This is a genomic window from Schaalia sp. ORNL0103, from assembly GCF_019429565.1.
Lineage (GTDB): Bacteria > Actinomycetota > Actinomycetes > Actinomycetales > Actinomycetaceae > Pauljensenia.
This window is the reverse complement of the sequence record NZ_JAHXSA010000001.1, coordinates 892,720-909,401: the sequence shown is the minus strand read 5'-3', so window position 1 is coordinate 909,401 and position 16,682 is coordinate 892,720. Positions and strand designations below refer to the sequence as shown.

Below are 16,682 nucleotides of genomic sequence, written 5' to 3'. Positions count from 1 at the left end.
TGCCTGCGAGGGTATGCTGGTTGTAGCGATGAGGCGCTGCCCCTTGTTATGGTGCCCGCGGGATGCGGGATTTGTTGTTATGGGTGAGGCCGCGCCGAGGAGCCGAGTAGGCCCGCCCCGATGGTTTTGCTGACACCGATTGCACCACGCAAGGATGAATTATGCCCTCTGACGATTTCATGGAACGCGCTGACGACGAGCGCGAGATGACGGCGATTGCCGACGATATTGACGACCTCGACGACGACCGTGACCTCGACGATGACCACGCGGACGAGGAGGACACGCACACCGTGACCTTCGCGAGCCTCGGCCTGCCCGAGGAGATCCTCGCGGCCGTCACCGATATGGGATTCCGCGTCCCGACCCCGATTCAGGCCGCCGCCATCCCGCCGCTGCTGGAACTGCGTGACGTTGTCGGCATCGCCCAGACGGGTACCGGTAAGACCGCTGCATTCGGTCTGCCGCTGCTGGCAATTGTTGACGCGGACGAGCGCGACGTCCAGGCACTCGTGCTGGCGCCCACGCGCGAGCTCGCGATGCAGAGTGCTCAGGCGATCGAGGATTTCGCCGCGCGTACGGCCCGCCTCGACGTCGTCCCCGTCTACGGTGGCTCGCCCTACGGCCCGCAGATCGGCGCGCTCAAGCGCGGCGCTCAGGTCGTCGTCGGCACCCCGGGCCGCGTCATCGACCTCATCGAGAAGGGCGCCCTCGACCTGTCGAACGTGCGCATGCTGGTCCTCGACGAGGCCGACGAGATGCTGCGTATGGGTTTTGCTGAGGACGTCGAGACGATCGCGTCGAGCGCCCCGGATGATCGACTGACCGCGCTGTTCAGCGCGACGATGCCCGCGGCCATTGAGAAGGTCGCCCGCGAGCACCTGAAGGATCCGGTCAAGGTCGCGGTTTCCACCGAGTCCTCGACGGTCGACACCATCCACCAGACCTACGCGGTGGTGCCCTACAAGCACAAGATCGGTGCGCTGTCCCGCGTGCTGGCTACCCGCGCCCAGCACATCAAGGAAGGCCAGGAGGAGGCTGACGCCGCGATCGTCTTCGTGCGTACCCGTGCCGATGTCGAAGAGGTGTCGCTGGAGCTGTCGGGCCGCGGATTCCGTGCCGCCGGTATTTCCGGTGACGTCGCTCAGACCGAGCGCGAGCGCATGGTCGAGCGCCTCAAGAACGGCTCGCTCGACGTGCTGGTCGCGACCGACGTGGCCGCCCGAGGCCTCGACGTCGAGCGTATCTCCCTCGTCGTCAACTTCGATGTTCCGCGTGAGCCCGAGGCCTACGTCCACCGCATCGGTCGCACCGGCCGTGCGGGCCGTGAGGGCCGCGCGCTGACGTTCTTTACCCCGCGTGAGCACGGTCGTCTGCGCCGCATCGAGAAGCTGACGGGCACCGAGATGGAAGAGGTCGAGATTCCCTCGCCTGCAGCCGTTTCCGAATTCCGCGCCAGCCGCCTGCTTGAGGGCCTGTCCGCTCGTATCGAGCGCGGCCGTCTCGACATGTACAAGCGTCTGCTCGCCGACCTCGGTGATGAGATCTCCGTCGAGGACATCGCCGCCGCCCTCATGGCGACGGCCGTCGGCGACGAGGGCCCGGCCCCCCGCGTCGAGAAGGATCGCCGTGGCAACGGCAAGATTCGCCGTGAGGAACAGCTGGACGAGTCCGGCGAGTTCGTCGGCGCCACTTTCGAGGCTGGTCGCGACAAGGACCGCCCGCTCAAGGGCGGTGCGAATGGTGCTCGTCGTCGCGCGGGCGGCCGCCCGGCACCCGGCTCCGGTACCCGCTACCGCATCGAGGTGGGCAAGAAGGACCGCGTGAAGCCCGGTTCAATCGTTGGCGCCATTGCTGGCGAGGGCGGCATCGACGGCCGCGACATCGGCAACATCGAGATCTACCCGACCTTCTCACTGGTCGACATCACCGCGGACCTGTCTAGCGAGCAGCTGTCCCGTATTTCCAAGGGATACGTCTCGGGCCGCCAGCTGCGCATCCGCGTGGACGAGGGCCCCGGCGGCCGTTCTCACGGCGACCGCGACGGTTTTGAACGCCGTGAACGCCGCGACTTCGACCGAGATAACCGAGGCCGCGGTGGCTACGGCGATCGTGACGGTCGATTCGGGGACCGGGACGAGAAGCGTCCGCACCGCTTCGAAAAGGGTGATGGGTCCCGTCCGCGCCGCAGCGTTCGCACCGAGCGCTGGGAGAAGGACATTAAGCGTGCCCGCCGCGAACGCGAGGGTGGCCGCGATGGCGGTTGGGACCGCGATGGAGGCCGTGACGGCGGACGCCGCCACTTTGGCAAGCGTCGTTACGACGACTGAGCGCTAGCCGCCTCAGCCGTCGGGCTTGCCGAAGAGGGACGCAGCCGCGTCACGGCAACCACGGTGAGGATCGCAAGCACTGCAGCAATGACCCAATAGGGAGCGTAGGCCGCCCCGCCCACCGTGGCGGTGGCGGCCCACGCGCTCATGGCCACGGATACGAGGGCGAGTTCGAGCGCAGGACCAGCCGAGTCGGCTACCTGCAGCCACGAGGCGACGCGCCCGTGCTTGGATTCAGGGGTGACCTCGAGGGCCATGACGGACAGGGGTGCGTGGACGAGACCGACGCCCAGGCCAACGAGAAGCCAGCCGAACAGGGCCACCCACACCGGAATTGACGGAAGAAGCAGAGCACCCACGGGGATCGCTCCGACTGCCATCATTGCGCCGCCGACGACCGGGAGTCGGCGTCGCAGCTGCGGATCGTGCACGCGCGCCTGGCCGACCGCACCGATGGCCCATGTGAGCGAGCCGAGGGTGACCCACCAGGCGGAGGATGCCTCGGACCACCCGTGCACGCGCTGGAGGATCAGCGGAATCATGACGGCGAGGCCAACCTGTGAGGCCGTCGCGCTGAGCCTGGCCAGAATCGCCGAGGGCATGCCGCGGCGGGAGTGGAAGGTTCCACGCGGCAGGAGGCGGGGCAGCGCCCAGATGGTGATGCACGCGCCGAGGGCGAAGACCCCGAATTGTGCCAGCGGTGTGGGCAGCGCGCCCGCAAGCTGCAGCAGCATGACGCCAATTCCGACAAGCCCGGCATCTCGCGAGAGGGACGCGAGCATGGGGGAGCGCTGCCCCTGTGCAGTCGGGATCGAGCGCAGGACGTAGGCGATGGGGAGCGCCGCGACTGCAACGAAGAGCGGAACGACGCCGAAGACGTAGCGCCAGCCCCACTCCTGGGTCACGTGGCCTGCGATAGCGGGGCCGACCAGCGAGGGGAGAACCCACGCCAACGAGAAAGACGCAAAGAACGAGGGACGGTGACGAGGGGAAGCGACCGCTCCGATGAGGACGTAGAGCGGGACAATGAGGAGGCCTCCACCGAGCCCCTGAAGCGCGCGGCCGACAACGAACACGACCACGTTTGTGCCCGCGGCGCACACTACCAAACCGACAGCGAAGAGAACCAATCCCCCGAGCAGGACAAAACGGGGTCCCTTCCAATCCGCCAGTGCTCCCGCGACCACGGTGGCGCTGAGCTGCGTCGCCAACGCCGCGCCCGAGGCGATCGGGTACCACGCGGCGGCATCGAACGATTCGACGACCGCAGGCATAATCGTCGTGGCGGCGAGCTCCTCGAAGGCCACGAGCGTAATGAGGAGAACTGAGCCGATAGCCAAGCCAATTTCGGACGGCGTCCAGGATGAGCGGGCGGGGGAGGAGGAATCGGCGGTTGGCATGTTCACTATCGTACTCGCGGCACGCGCGACTCTTCGGAAGGCAGGCGTACAATGACACTGCCGCCGCCTGTCTCGCGGATGGTAACTACGAAAGGAATCACAGTGCTTCGCACTCACAACATTGGAACCCTCGGCACCGATCTGGTCGGGCAGACCGTGACGCTCACCGGTTGGGTGGATCGTCGTCGTGACCATGGTGGCGTGGCGTTCATCGACCTGCGCGACGCGTCCGGCATCGCCCAGGTTGTCGTCCGCGACGAGCGTGTCGCCCACGAGCTGCGCTCCGAGTTCGTCCTGAAGGTCACCGGCGAGGTCTGCGCTCGCCCCGAGGGCAACGAAAACCCGCACCTGGCCACCGGCGCCATCGAAGTCATGGGTGACGACATCGAAATCCTGAACACCAGCGCGCCTCTGCCGTTCCAGGTGTCCTCCAATGCTGAAGATTCCGGCAACGTGGGTGAGGAAACCCGCCTGAAGTACCGCTACCTCGACCTGCGTCGCGAGCCCGAGCAGTATGCGATCCGCCTGCGCTCGAAGGTCTCCCGCGCTGCCCGTGAGGCGCTCTACGCCCGCGACTTCGTCGAGATTGAGACACCGACCCTGACCCGTTCGACCCCCGAAGGCGCCCGCGACTTCATCGTCCCGGCACGTCTGTCGCCCGGCTCTTGGTACGCACTGCCCCAGTCGCCCCAGCTCTTCAAGCAGCTGCTCATGGTGGCCGGTATGGAGCGATACTTCCAGATTGCGCGCTGCTACCGCGACGAGGACTTCCGCGCCGACCGTCAGCCCGAGTTCACCCAGCTCGATATTGAGATGAGCTTCGTGGACCAGGACGACGTCATCGAGGTCGCCGAGGACGTCCTGAAGAACGTGTGGGCGCTCATCGGCTACGACCTGTCCACGCCTATCCCGCGCATGACCTACAAGGACGCGATGGAGCGCTACGGCTCGGATAAGCCCGACCTGCGCTTCGGCCTCGAGCTCACCGAGCTCACCGAGTACTTCAAGGACACGACCTTCCGCGTGTTCCAGGCCCCCTACGTGGGTGCCGTCGTCATGCCCGGTGGTGGCTCGCAGCCGCGTCGTACCTTCGACAAGTGGCAGGAGTGGGCCAAGGCACGCGGCGCCAAGGGCCTTGCTTACGTCACGATCGGCGAGGACGGCACGCTGGGCGGCCCCGTCGCCAAGAACATCACCGAGGCCGAGCGCGAGGGTCTGGCTGCCGCCACCGGCGCCAACCCCGGCGACTGCATCTTCTTCGCCGCTGGCAAGCCCACCCCCTCGCGTGAGCTGCTCGGCGCGGCCCGCCTCGAGATCGGCAAGCGCTGCGACCTCATTGATCCCGACGCCTGGGCCTTCACCTGGGTCGTCGACGCGCCGCTCTTCAAGCCCACCGGTGACGCCGAGGCTGAGGGCGACGTCGCGCTGGGCCACAGCGCCTGGACCGCCGTCCACCACGCGTTCACCTCGCCCAAGCCCGAGTGGGTTGACTCCTTCGACAAGGACCCGGGCAACGCGCTGGCTTACGCCTACGACATCGTCTGCAACGGCAACGAGATCGGCGGCGGCTCCATCCGTATCCACCGTCGCGACATCCAGAACCGCGTGTTCAACGTGATGGGCATCGGCGAGGAGGAAGCCCAGACGCAGTTCGGCTTCCTGCTGGATGCCTTCAAGTACGGCGCCCCGCCGCACGGTGGTGTCGCTTTCGGTTGGGACCGCATCGTCTCGCTGCTGACGAAGTCCGACTCGATCCGCGACGTCATCGCTTTCCCGAAGTCCGGCGGCGGTTTCGATCCGCTGACCGAGGCCCCGGCCCCGATTACGCCCGCGCAGCGTAAGGAAGCTGGCGTCGACGCGAAGCCGAAGAAGCGCGGCGAGGAGGCCTCCGAGGAATCCGAGAAGTGATTCCTTCGCCGTGACCTTGTCCACGGAACCCCCATCGGTTACCGACCGGTGGGGGTTTCGTGCACAATGGGTACATGTCGTACGTCGAGATGCACCCCGAGAATCCGCAGGCACGTTTGGTCAACACGGTCGTTGACCTGCTCGAGCGCGGTGGCACGATCGCCTTGCCCACCGACTCCGGCTACGCGATCGCTACGAAGGCTGGCAACAAGGCGGGCATGGACACGATCCGCTCGATTCGTAAGCTCGATGACAAGCACAACTTCTCGCTGCTGTGCCACTCGTTTGCGCAGCTCGGTGAGCTCGTCATCATCGATAATCACGAGTTCCGCACCATGAAGGCGCTGACGCCCGGACCCTACACGTTCATCCTGCGGGGGACCAAGGAGGTTCCGCGCATCATGCTGAACAAGAAGAAGCACACGGTGGGCGTGCGCATCCCCGATCACGTCATCACGCAGGCGATCGTCGAGGCCCTGGGCGAGCCCCTGGCCTGCTCGACGCTCATCATGCCGGGCGAGGAAGAGCCGCTGACGGACGGCTTCGACGTGGATGATCGCATCGGACACCAGGTTGATCTGGTGGTTGTGGGACCCGTGGGCGTCGCCGAGCCGACCACGGTCATCGACTTCGCTGGCGGGGACGCTGTCGTCGCGCGTGTCGGCGCTGGCGACATCTCGCTCTTCGACTGATCGCGTGGCGTTTGAGCACACGTCTTTTTCGCGCACGGGATTTTGCCTGCTGCGCCGGGAGGCGTCAGACGGAATTTATCGTTACGCCGAAGGGCTCCCAATCATCGGCCCTCGGCTCGTCGTCGATGGAGTCGACGCCGTACGCGTGACCTTCCAGTGGGGAGCCCAGGCTGCTGCTGACTGCTACATCGTCCTCAACACGATCACTGATCGGGCACGTGAACATCTCGATGAGTTTTGCATGTCGATAGGGCCGGGACGCTCGGATGCCCGGTCGCTCGTTTGCGCGCTTCCTGCGGATGCGATCCTCAGCTATCAAAGGGTCATTGTGGGTCCGTGGGGCCTCGACCCCAGCGTGCGTACGGACATGGGGGAGTGGATACGATTCCTCGAGGATGCGCGCCCTGATGGATCGAATCCCTTGAGAGTCGTGAATGGGCGAGGGGCCGCCGCCTCGCTCTTCGTTGGGCCCGACGCGCGGGTGGAGTGGCCGTCGCAGGATCTGTCTGCTCCCGAGATGCGTGCGGTGCGTGAACAGAACATCGCTGCGGATGTGAGCGCGCGGCTCTCTGTCGCGCGCCAGCACGATGTGATCGTTCATGATGGCGATGCGGATCCGACGTGCACGCTCATCCTCTTCGATGGCGAGATCTGGCGGGGCAACGGCGTCGGCTGGTTGACTCGGCGCTATCCCGGCCTGCGCGTCGTGACGATTGACGCTGGAGATCTGGGCGTGCGCGAGGCGGAGCTGACCGATGTGGATCGAGTCGCTGCCCTGCTGCAGGCAGTGTGTGATGAGGCGGGGGTGGGGCCTGTGATGGTCGCGGGCCAGTCCTACGGCGGTCTGGCTGTTTTGGAAGCGGCGCTGCGCAGTGATCTTCCCCTCGATTGTGCGGTCGCCCAGTCTCCGTCCCTGTGGTGGGGAGGAGAGCACCGAGGAGTTGGCGAAGGGACGCTGATGGGCGACCTTCGCGCCGGGAGCGTCAGGCCACGCAGGGATGTGCAGCTGCGCCTGCAGGTGGGTACACTGGAACAAACGATGCGCCCCGTGGTCGATTCGTGCGCTGAGCTTGTGCGAGGCCTGGGGGTGCCCGTCGACGTGGACCACTACTGCAGCGGGCACGACGTCGCCTGGTGGCGCGAGGGCATCGTGCGTAGCCTCGATGGGTGGTGCGCTTTTTCATACTGACCAGGATTGAGATAGCCCAGCTCAATGTGCAGTCTGTAGGTTAGGCTTACCTATGCACCTAATAAGATCGACTGAATTGAGGCACTCGTGCACCTGTCGACGCGAATTCGCGCCATCGTTGGCGTCGCTTTGACCGCTCTCGCCCTGGGAGCTTGCTCGTCCACCCAGCCTGCCCCGGCCTCGTCCCCCGAGGCCTCCGCGATGTCCGACGCGTCCCAGACGCGCACCGTGACCGACGCGTCCGGCCAGGAGGTCACCCTCCCGTCGCACCCCAGCCGCGTCGTGACGCTCTCTGAGCCGACGACCGACAATGCGCTCGCCCTGGGCGTGACGCCGATCGGTGTCGTCTCGGGCCGCGGCCAGCAGACCGTTCCCAACTACCTCGTCGATCGCGCGGGCGACATCCCGATCCTGGGTTCGATCGGCACCCCCAACCTCGAAGCTATCGGCGCGGCGCACCCGGACCTCATCCTAGTCGATGGCACCTCTGTGAAGAACAATGACACCGAGACGCTCAACGCCCTGAGTCAGATCGCGCCCGTCTTCTTCACCACGCAAAAGGGCGGTGACTGGCGCGAGACTTTCACCCTGACGGCCGACGCGCTCGGCCTTGCCGACCAGGCTGAGACCAAGCTCGCGGAATTCGACAAGCACGTTGCCTCCGTCAGCGCCCGCCTGAAGGATGCCGGCTACCTTGATCAGACCTACTCGGTCGTGCGTTGGCAGGGCGATAGCGCCGGCCTCATCCTCAAGGAGCTCCCCGCTGGCCAGGCTCTTACCGCGCTCGGCATGAAGCGTCCCGCAAACCAGGATCGTGACGGCGAGGGCCACTCCGAACCCGTCTCGCTGGAAAACATCGATCAGATCGACGCCGACTGGATCTTCTTCGGCACGCTGGGCAAGGCCTCGGTGAACAACCCCTCCGCCGGTGGCAACACGGGCGTCGAGGCCTCGGCCGCTGCCCTCGAAGAGGCGAAGAACACCGTCGGATTCGACTCGCTCGGCGCCGTCAAGGCGAACCACGTCATTCCCGTCGACGGATCCCTCTGGACCTCCACCGGTGGTTACCTCCTCATGGACGGCATCATCTCGAGCATTGAGGCCCAGTTCGTTCCGGCCTCCTGAGGTCGATGGACGAACAAACCGGGTCGATGACCTGACATGACGACACGTCGCATCACCAGCGTCGCCATTGCCTGCGCAGTGGCGACGCTGGTGCTTGCCACCGTCACCCTCGCGTCCCTCGCTCTGGGTTCGCGCCAGATTGCTCCCGACGTCGTGTGGGATGCGCTCGTGAACGGCGGAGCCAGCCAGGACGCCCAGGTGGTCACGCAACTGCGTGTTCCGCGCACCGTCGCCGCGCTCGTCATCGGCGGCGCACTGGGGTTGGCAGGTTCCATCATGCAGGCGATGACCCGAAATCCTCTCGCCGATCCTGGCGTCCTCGGCATCAACGCTGGAGCTGCATTCCTTGTCGTGACGGTGACGGCCGCGAGTGGCGTCGCCACCCGCACGGGGACGCTCGGCGCTTCGCTCGTCGGCGCGGGTGTGGCCGCCGGTCTTGTCTTCGCGATTTCGGGGAGCGGGGGAGGATCTCGATCGCGCCTCGCCCTGGCCGGCATTGCCGTATCGGCTGCTCTCGCCTCACTCACTCAGGCTGTTCTCGCCGCGAACCAGTACGCCTTCAATGAATTCCGATACTGGGCATCGGGATCATTGGAAGGCGTTGATATGGCCTCGGTGGCGAGCGCGGGTGCAGTGATCGCCGGCGGCGCTGTCGTTGCGCTTCTCATTACCTCGGCACTGGGCGTCCTCGCGCTCGGCGACGACGCCGCGGTGAGCCTCGGGGTGCGCGTGCGACTCATCCGTGTGCTTGGGGTTGTCGCAGTGACGGCACTGGCCGGGGGAGCGACTGCTCTGGGAGGGCCCCTCACGTTCGTCGGCCTCGCGGTGCCGCTGATGGTTCGACGAATCGTTGGAGCCCGGCAGGGGGCCATCGCCCTCTGGTCTCTCGTGGTCGGAGCTGCTTGGGTGTGCGGTGCTGATGTCGTCTCACGCCTCGTGCTCGCCCCGTCCGAGGTTCCCGTGGGTGTCATCGTCGCTCTGATTGGTGCTCCGTTCTTCATCCTGGGGGCGCGCGGAAAGGGCATGTCATGACGCCAGTTCCCTCGCGCTACAAGACCGTTTCGCTGCGTCGTTTGTCGGTGCGCGTGCACCGACGCAGCGCCGCCGTCGTGCTCATCGGATTTATTCTCCTTGCCGCGTTAGCCGTTTATTCGTTGACTCTGGGGGACTACGGGCTCAGTGCCGGTGACTCGTTCCGTCGTCTTCTGGGAGACGGCGGGCCCCGGGACGATTTCCTGGGTGTCTACTTTGTTCAGTCGGTGCGCCTGCCGCGCATGCTCGCAGCCATTGCCGTCGGCGCAGCGCTTGGAATCGCCGGGCGTATCTTCCAGACAATCTCGGGCAACCCACTCGGTAGCCCCGACATCGTTGGTCTGTCGACAGGGTGCGCGACCGGTGCCCTGATTGCGATCATCATCCTGGGCTCGAGCCCCACGGTCACTGGGGTGGGTGCGTTGCTCGGAGGACTCGTTTCGGGTGCGGTCATTCTCGCGTGCGCGGGTGGTATGCGAGTCACGGGTATTCGCGTCGTCCTCGTTGGCATTGGTTGCTCGGCGGCGTTGCGTGCAGTCAATTCGCTGCTCATCGTCAAGGCTCCGCTGGAAGCAGCGCAGCGTGCCCAGCTCTGGAGTGCCGGCTCATTCTCCGGCGTTACTATTACGCGTCTGATGCCTTTGTTGATCGTGATCGGTGCTGTCGTTGTGGTGTGCGCCGTCTTCGCGGTGCCCCTCGGTCTCGTTGCTATGGGAGACGATGTCGCGACGGGGCTTGGCGTGCGAGTGCGTCGCACCCGTGTACTCCTTATCGTCGTCGCGATCCTACTCGTCGCATCTGCGACATCGGTGGCGGGGCCGGTTGCTTTTGTTGCTCTCGCCGCTCCTCATGTCGCGCACCGGCTGTGTGGCGGCGCGGGAGTCGGATTTACATCGTCCGCCCTCGTCGGTGCTCTTCTTGTGCTGGTCTCAGACGTGTGCGCACAGAGGCTTGTCGCTCCTGCCGAGCTTCCCGTTGGCGTCGTGACGGGCGTTGTTGGAGGCGTCTACCTTCTCTGGTTGTTGATTCGTGAGGTGAGATCGTGAGTGAGACCGCTGCGAGCCGTGGGCTGAGTGCTCGGGACATTGTTGTCGGGTATGGAAAAAATGCCCCCATCCTTGAAGGACTTTCTCTGGATGTTCTGCCAGGCGAACTGACTGTCATCGTTGGCCCGAACGCCTGCGGAAAGTCGACACTCCTGCGTTCGCTGGCCCGCGTGCTCGGCCTGCGGCGCGGTGCAGTCGAGCTGGATGGACGAAGCGTTGCGGACATGAATCAGAAGGCTCTTGCGCGTCGCCTGGGTTTGCTTGCTCAGTCATCGGTTGCTCCGGGCGACATGTTTGTCGAGGATTTGGTTGCTCGCGGCCGCTATCCCTATCAGTCGGTGCTCCATCAGTGGAGCACCGAGGACGACGAGACGGTGGCGCGCGCGATGAAGGACGCTGGGGTTGCTGACCTTGTGGGGCGTCGCGTTGGCGAGCTGTCGGGTGGCCAGCGTCAGCGCGTGTGGATCGCGATGTCGCTTGCCCAGGCGACGGATATTCTGCTCCTTGATGAGCCAACGACGTATCTCGACCTCAACCACCAGCTGGAAGTCCTGCGTTTGGCGCAGCGCCTCCATAGGGACGGTGTGACGGTCGTTGCCGTACTGCATGACCTCCATCTGGCATTCCGCTACGCGACGCGCCTCGTGTTCATGAAGGACGGTGAGATCGTGGCCCAGGGGGCGCCGCGCGATGTTGTGACGGCAGACCTTATCGAACGCGTTTTCAGTGTGCCGTGCAGTATCATCGACGACCCTGAGACTGGATCACCACTGGTGATTCCGACTCGGTGACCCGTGTGTTGTGATTCCCAATATCTCAAATATTGACCGACGGGTCACGCAGCCCCATGATTGTTGGATAATATAAGTCACAACAAGTTGCTAGAAGGCTGATATTTCCTGATAAAAACGTGTTTTGACTGCATGTTCCGGTAATTTGCTTGTTGTTCGCAATTGCAGAACAGGCATCAGGCAATAATATGGTGTCTGTAGCTAGTGGTTACTCGGACACTGACATATCGGTTCCGGGCCTGATACTGCCAATTAGCTAAAGAGATTTCTTCGACATAGAAAAGGATGCAGATGACGACACGGATGCGATCGCACAGCAGGGGACTGCGCATGCCTCTGCTGGCTCTGACCGCGTCTGCTTCCATCGTCGGTGGGGTGTTTATCGCTGCCCAGCCCGCATACAGTGCCAACGAAGTCGTCGGCGCGACCGGGCAGTGCGTGACCGCTGCTGATGAGGGTGCGTCCATCATTGTGTCGTCGGTCGTCCCTTCCGGGGCTCCGCTCCATGTGGAGGGGGCCGGCTGGGGTCCCAGCTCTGAGGCGTCTCGCGGTTTTGTTATCGTCACGCTCGACGATGGGCAGGAAGTCCGACCCGATGGTGTCACCCTTCCCGCTTGGGTTCCCACGTCTGTTCAGCGTAATAAGACTGCGTGGAGCGTTGCCGAAGTGTCGACGACCGGCAAATTCTCCGCCGATATCGAGCTGCCGTCGACCTGGACGGTCGGCTCGGAGCATTCGATCATGATTGGCGATGGCGTGACCGGCATTTACGTGCAGGTGTCTGTGACGGTCGTGGAGGCCGGTGAGCAGGCGCATGCGTGCTCGCTGACTCCGACCGACGATGCTTCGGTTGAACCCACTGATGAGCCGTCGAATCAGCCTGCGGATGAGCCGTCGACGGAGCCTGATGGCCATGCAACTTCTGACGTGGCGACTGACGGGCCGGCGGAGTCTCCCGCGGACAACGCGGCTGATAATGCCGCGAAGCCCGATTTTGGCCTGACTGATGACGCTTCTCGTGATGCGGCAAGCGACGCGTCAGCCAGTGCCCCCTCCACTGCGGTGGCTCCGCCGTCCCCTCGCGCGACCCCCTCAGCAGATGCCTCGGATACCTCGCGCTCATCGGTGACCCCGGCGCCCTCCGCCTCGGCATCGTCTGCGCCTTCCTCTGGTGGCAACGGCTCTTCTACGAGTGTTAACGGCGGTGCGGGTTCGAGTGCTGACGATCCCTCTCCCTCTCCTTCTACAGAACAGGAGAGCGTGTCCGCTTCGCAGATCGGCCCTAAGGCGCATTCTGAGCAGCAGGCGACCAATCAGGCCGTGCGTGAGCAGGAGTCTCGCCTTAACGGCTGGATCCTCGCAGGTGGCGGTCTCCTCGCCCTCCTTGGAGCGATCGTCACGGTCAGCATCGTTCGTCGCTCGCACGGGCTGCTGCGCTAAGACTCGCACACATGCGGCAATGTGCTGGGAATGTGTGCATTAACCGCATGGTGTGTGTTGGGATTTAGCATTCGTGCGTTACGCCTGTTACTCTTGATCCGATACAATAGTTTCTGCGGATTGAGTCACTAAGGAGAACGGTATGCAGCACGGACGGCCATCGTCTGCCGTAGCCGCTCGGAGCTTCGCTGGTCGCAGTCGGGTCATGAGCCTGCTGATGGCGCTATTCCTCTTCGCGGGCATCGGCCTCGCGATCCCCGGTTTCGCCGCGCGCGCCGATGACACTCCGCAATACGGCGTGTTTGAAGGCGGCAAACTCCGTGCAGCCATGTCAGAGAACTCCGACTTCGCTGCCGAACACGCCAACACCGGATATTGGGGACTGATCCTGGACTACGGTCGGGTCACGCCGCTGCAGCGTCCGACTTTCACTCGCAACAATGAGTCCGTGACGGCCAATGACCCTGATCTGTGGGCCGCGGCGCCGCTCACTGCCCCCACGATCATGACGGAGATTCCCAATGGCAAGAACAATGCCGAGGGGATTACGTGGACGGCCGGAACCGTTCATACAGTCACAGTAGTGATGTACCGTAGTGATTCCTCAGGGGTTGAGCCCAGCCCGGTTACTTACACAGTGACGGTGAATCGTCCGTACACCGGCAACATCGATGTCCCGACGCCTGCTCCCACCGCGGACCCGACCGCTGCGCCTACCGACGATCCGACGGCTACGCCCGCTCGCACGGACGAACCGACGGCCGAGCCTGCCCCCACGACGGACCCCGAGCCCGCTCCGACGAGCGAGCCGAGCGCTGATCCCGCTCCGGTGCCCGCACCGGACCCGGTCGTTGAACCTACGACGGAGCCTTCCGCCGCTCCCGCACCGGTGCCCGACGACCCGCAGCTGCCGGCCGTGCGCCCGAGCCCGACTCCTTCCGAGAGCGCGTCCCCCACGCCCACTCCGTCTGCATCTGCGACCGCTTCGCAGCCGTCTGAGACCCCCGTCTCGCCGATTAGTGACGTGTCCCAGCTCAACGACTCGAATAAGGGTGGTGTCAGCGCAGCCTTTACAGCCGGCCAGCTGACGATCAACGTGCCGTCGGATAAGGCTGCCGCCGGCGACTGGGTCAGCGCCAACATCATGCAGACTGGCGAGGCCCGCTGGCTGCAGGTCGAGGATTCCAACAAGGTCACCATGGACCTCACGGGTTTGCCGACCGGTGAGTACAAGGTCGTTGTTGCAAACCGCTCGCACGAGCTCGTTGGATGGGCCGAATTTAAGGTTGCTTCCGCTGTCGGTGCAGCAGCCAACGGTTCATCGGTTGACGCATCGGGCGCCGTGAAGCTTCACGCGGAGATGCTTTCGTCCTCGCTCGCTGGCGATGAGTCCGAGGGACTCAACGGATACCTGCTCGGTGCCGGTGCCTGCATGCTGATCCTCGGCGGCCTCGTGGTCGTCCAGGTTCTCTCCGGTCCTAAGATCGGCTCTTCCTCGAGTGGAGTCACTCTGTCCTAAGCTAGGTTTCATGGATCTGTTTGATTCTGAATCTGTCGACGAGTCGGGCGTGCCTGCTTTCAACGCGGGCGCGCCCCTCGCCGTTCGTATGCGCCCGACGACTCTCGACGAGGTTGTTGGACAGTCTCACTTGCTCGGCGAGGGGGCGCCGCTGCGCCGCCTCCTGTCGCCTGGTTCGAGTGACGGTGTCGCCGTTTCCTCGGTGGTGCTGTGGGGGCCGCCGGGCACGGGTAAGACGACCCTCGCTTATCTGATTGCGCGCGCGTCGGGGCGACGTTTCATTGAGCTGTCCGCAGTTTCCTCCGGCGTGAGCGACGTTCGGCGTGTGGTGGATGATGCGCGTCGAACCCTCGCCAGCGGGGGACAAGAGACGATTCTTTTCGTCGACGAGGTGCATCGCTTTTCTAAGTCGCAGCAGGATTCGCTGCTTCCCGCGGTTGAGAATCGGTGGGTCGTTCTCGTTGCGGCGACAACGGAGAATCCGTCCTTCTCGGTTATTTCGCCGCTGCTCTCGCGCTCGCTCCTGCTGACGTTGCGCCCCCTGGACGCGGATGCAATCGAGGGTCTGATCCGCCGTGCGCTGGCCGATGAGCGGGGTCTCGCGGGGCGTTTCTCCATCACGGACGAGGCCGTGGCCGGCCTCGTGCGCCTGGCGGGCTCGGATGCGCGCAAGTCGTTGACTCTCCTCGAGGCGGCGGCAGGCGTTGCCAGTGACGATGGCTCTGGCGAGATCAGTGTCGCGAGCGTCGAGGCAGCGGCGAACCAAGCCCTGGTTCGATGGAGTAAGGACCAGCACTACGATGTCGCGAGCGCGTTCATTAAGTCGATGCGCGGTTCCGATGTGGACGCCTCGCTGCACTATCTCGCCCGCATGATCGAGGCCGGGGAAGACCCACGCTTCATCGCGCGGCGCATCATGATCGCAGCGTCCGAAGAAATTGGCATGGCTGCTCCCGAGGTTCTCACGACGTGTGTGAGTGTCGCGCAGGGCGTTGCTCTCATCGGTATGCCCGAGGCTCGTCTCCTGCTCGCCCAGGCGGTTGTCGCCGTGGCGACAGCCCCGAAGTCGAATGCGACGTACCTGGCGATTGATCGCGCGATCGCCGACGTGCGCGCCGGACGTGGGGGAGCGGTACCGGAGCATCTGCGTGACGCGCACTATGCCGGCGCGAAGACTCTCGGCCACGGCGACGGGTACCTCTACGCCCACGATCAGCCTCATCACGTTGCCGCGCAGCAGTACCTTCCGGACGACCTGGAAGGTACGCGTTATTACGAGCCAACTGAAAATGGACATGAGGCGATGCTCACGAAGCGGCTCGGTGTGATTCGCAATTTGCTGAAAAGACGCTAGGATGGAACAGTTGTCCGCACCAGCGGGCACCTGGGGCCTTAGCCGACGGATCGGATCGATCCTGGAGTTGGCCCCATGCCGGGAATCCCGGCATGACATGAGAAACAGGAAGAAGAAACATGGCAACGAATCGTTCCCGCAAGCAGGTGCGCGAGTCCCGCGCTCTCGGTCTGGCTCTGACCCCCAAGGCCGTCCGCTACTTCGAGAAGCGCCCCTACGGCCCCGGTGAGCACGGCCGCACCCGCCGCCGCCAGGACTCTGACTACGCCGTTCGTCTGAAGGAAAAGCAGCGTCTGCGCGCTCAGTACGGTATCCGCGAGTCGCAGCTGCGTCGCGCCTTCGAAGAGGCCCGTCGCACCGCCGGCCTGACCGGTGAGAACCTGGTCGAGCTGCTCGAGATGCGTCTTGACGCCCTCGTTCTGCGTGCTGGCTTCGCCCGCACCATCCAGCAGGCCCGCCAGTTCGTCGTGCACCGTCACATCCTCGTTGACGGCAAGATCGTCGACCGTCCCTCGTTCCGCGTGAAGCCCGGCCAGACCCTGCAGGTCAAGCCGAAGTCGCAGACCACGGTTCCCTTCGAGATCGCCGCTGAGGGTATTCACCGCGACGTGCTGCCCGCCGTCCCCGAGTACCTGGATGTCGAGCTGTCCCGCCTCAAGGCGACCCTGGTGCGTCGCCCCAAGCGCGCTGAGGTCCCCGTGACCGTCGACGTCCAGATGGTCGTCGAGCACTACTCGCGCTGACACTAGTCAACTCCGCGCCCCCGAGCGACGCTCGGGGGCGCGGTTTTTTCTTTCATTCCACTGTCCGATTGCGCGCGCCGATGTGTCGTGAGCGGCGCCAACCGTCTAACATG

General features: G+C 64.7%; 13 protein-coding genes. 12 read left to right on the top strand and 1 reads right to left on the bottom strand.

Annotation, left to right across the window (positions count from 1 at the left end):
- Positions 1-161: 161 nt before the first annotated feature.
- Positions 162-2,330: a DEAD/DEAH box helicase gene (locus tag JJJ16_RS04040; protein WP_219751473.1), complete on the top strand. Its 2,169-nt coding sequence runs from the start codon at positions 162-164 to the stop codon at positions 2,328-2,330.
- Here JJJ16_RS04040 and JJJ16_RS04035 read toward each other — a convergent pair.
- A complete protein-coding gene (locus tag JJJ16_RS04035; RefSeq protein WP_219751472.1) occupies positions 2,318-3,730 on the bottom strand; it encodes an MFS transporter in 1,413 nt (470 codons plus the stop codon). The genes JJJ16_RS04040 and JJJ16_RS04035 overlap by 13 nt on opposite strands.
- 102 nt (positions 3,731-3,832) lie before the next feature.
- Here JJJ16_RS04035 and aspS point away from each other — a divergent pair, with 102 nt between their 5' ends.
- From aspS to rpsD, 11 genes are all read left to right on the top strand, one after another.
- Positions 3,833-5,638 carry an aspartate--tRNA ligase gene (gene aspS / locus JJJ16_RS04030; RefSeq protein ID WP_219751471.1) on the top strand — a complete coding sequence of 602 codons (1,806 nt, stop codon included), beginning with the start codon at positions 3,833-3,835 and terminating at the stop codon, positions 5,636-5,638.
- A gap of 74 nt (positions 5,639-5,712) precedes the next feature.
- Positions 5,713-6,330, top strand: a complete 618-nt coding sequence (locus tag JJJ16_RS04025; protein ID WP_219751470.1) for an L-threonylcarbamoyladenylate synthase — start codon at positions 5,713-5,715, stop codon at positions 6,328-6,330.
- Positions 6,331-6,334: 4 nt separating this feature from the next.
- On the top strand, positions 6,335-7,519 hold the full coding sequence (locus JJJ16_RS04020; protein ID WP_219751469.1) for an alpha/beta hydrolase-fold protein: 1,185 nt from the start codon (positions 6,335-6,337) through the stop codon (positions 7,517-7,519).
- Between the two features lie 87 nt (positions 7,520-7,606).
- A complete protein-coding gene (locus JJJ16_RS04015) occupies positions 7,607-8,644 on the top strand; it encodes an ABC transporter substrate-binding protein (protein WP_219751468.1) in 1,038 nt (345 codons plus the stop codon).
- Positions 8,645-8,680: 36 nt separating this feature from the next.
- Complete coding sequence (locus JJJ16_RS04010; protein ID WP_219751467.1) at positions 8,681-9,676, top strand: FecCD family ABC transporter permease; 996 nt, start codon at positions 8,681-8,683, stop codon at positions 9,674-9,676.
- A complete protein-coding gene (locus tag JJJ16_RS04005; RefSeq protein WP_219751466.1) occupies positions 9,673-10,722 on the top strand; it encodes a FecCD family ABC transporter permease in 1,050 nt (349 codons plus the stop codon). Before JJJ16_RS04010 ends, JJJ16_RS04005 begins: the two co-directional genes overlap by 4 nt.
- Positions 10,719-11,513: an ABC transporter ATP-binding protein gene (locus JJJ16_RS04000; RefSeq protein ID WP_219751465.1), complete on the top strand. Its 795-nt coding sequence runs from the start codon at positions 10,719-10,721 to the stop codon at positions 11,511-11,513. The genes JJJ16_RS04005 and JJJ16_RS04000 overlap by 4 nt, the downstream gene beginning before the upstream one ends.
- A 330-nt stretch (positions 11,514-11,843) precedes the next feature.
- Positions 11,844-12,953, top strand: coding sequence for a hypothetical protein (locus JJJ16_RS03995; protein WP_225904984.1), 1,110 nt, complete (start codon positions 11,844-11,846; stop codon positions 12,951-12,953).
- A 205-nt stretch (positions 12,954-13,158) separates the two neighbouring features.
- Positions 13,159-14,472 (top strand): type IV secretion protein Rhs, encoded by a 1,314-nt coding sequence (locus tag JJJ16_RS03990; protein ID WP_219751464.1) that lies wholly within the window; start codon positions 13,159-13,161, stop codon positions 14,470-14,472.
- Positions 14,473-14,482: 10 nt separating this feature from the next.
- Entirely contained in the window at positions 14,483-15,826 is a 1,344-nt protein-coding gene (locus JJJ16_RS03985; protein WP_219751463.1) for a replication-associated recombination protein A, read from the top strand.
- A gap of 119 nt (positions 15,827-15,945) precedes the next feature.
- A complete protein-coding gene (gene rpsD, locus JJJ16_RS03980; protein ID WP_007590432.1) occupies positions 15,946-16,569 on the top strand; it encodes a 30S ribosomal protein S4 in 624 nt (207 codons plus the stop codon).
- Positions 16,570-16,682: the final 113 nt, after the last annotated feature.

Excerpts from the sequence above, each read along its gene's own strand:
- JJJ16_RS04025 (WP_219751470.1), top strand. The coding sequence starts at position 5,713 with ATGTCGTACGTCGAGATGCACCCCGAGAATCCGCAGGCACGTTTGGTC.
- JJJ16_RS04035 (WP_219751472.1), bottom strand. The coding sequence starts at position 3,730 with ATGCCAACCGCCGATTCCTCCTCCCCCGCCCGCTCATCCTGGACGCCG.
- JJJ16_RS03995 (WP_225904984.1), top strand. The coding sequence starts at position 11,844 with ATGCCTCTGCTGGCTCTGACCGCGTCTGCTTCCATCGTCGGTGGGGTG.
- JJJ16_RS04040 (WP_219751473.1), top strand. The coding sequence starts at position 162 with ATGCCCTCTGACGATTTCATGGAACGCGCTGACGACGAGCGCGAGATG.
- JJJ16_RS03990 (WP_219751464.1), top strand. The coding sequence starts at position 13,159 with ATGAGCCTGCTGATGGCGCTATTCCTCTTCGCGGGCATCGGCCTCGCG.
- rpsD (WP_007590432.1), top strand. The coding sequence starts at position 15,946 with ATGGCAACGAATCGTTCCCGCAAGCAGGTGCGCGAGTCCCGCGCTCTC.
- JJJ16_RS03985 (WP_219751463.1), top strand. The coding sequence starts at position 14,483 with ATGGATCTGTTTGATTCTGAATCTGTCGACGAGTCGGGCGTGCCTGCT.
- JJJ16_RS04010 (WP_219751467.1), top strand. The coding sequence starts at position 8,681 with ATGACGACACGTCGCATCACCAGCGTCGCCATTGCCTGCGCAGTGGCG.
- JJJ16_RS04005 (WP_219751466.1), top strand. The coding sequence starts at position 9,673 with ATGACGCCAGTTCCCTCGCGCTACAAGACCGTTTCGCTGCGTCGTTTG.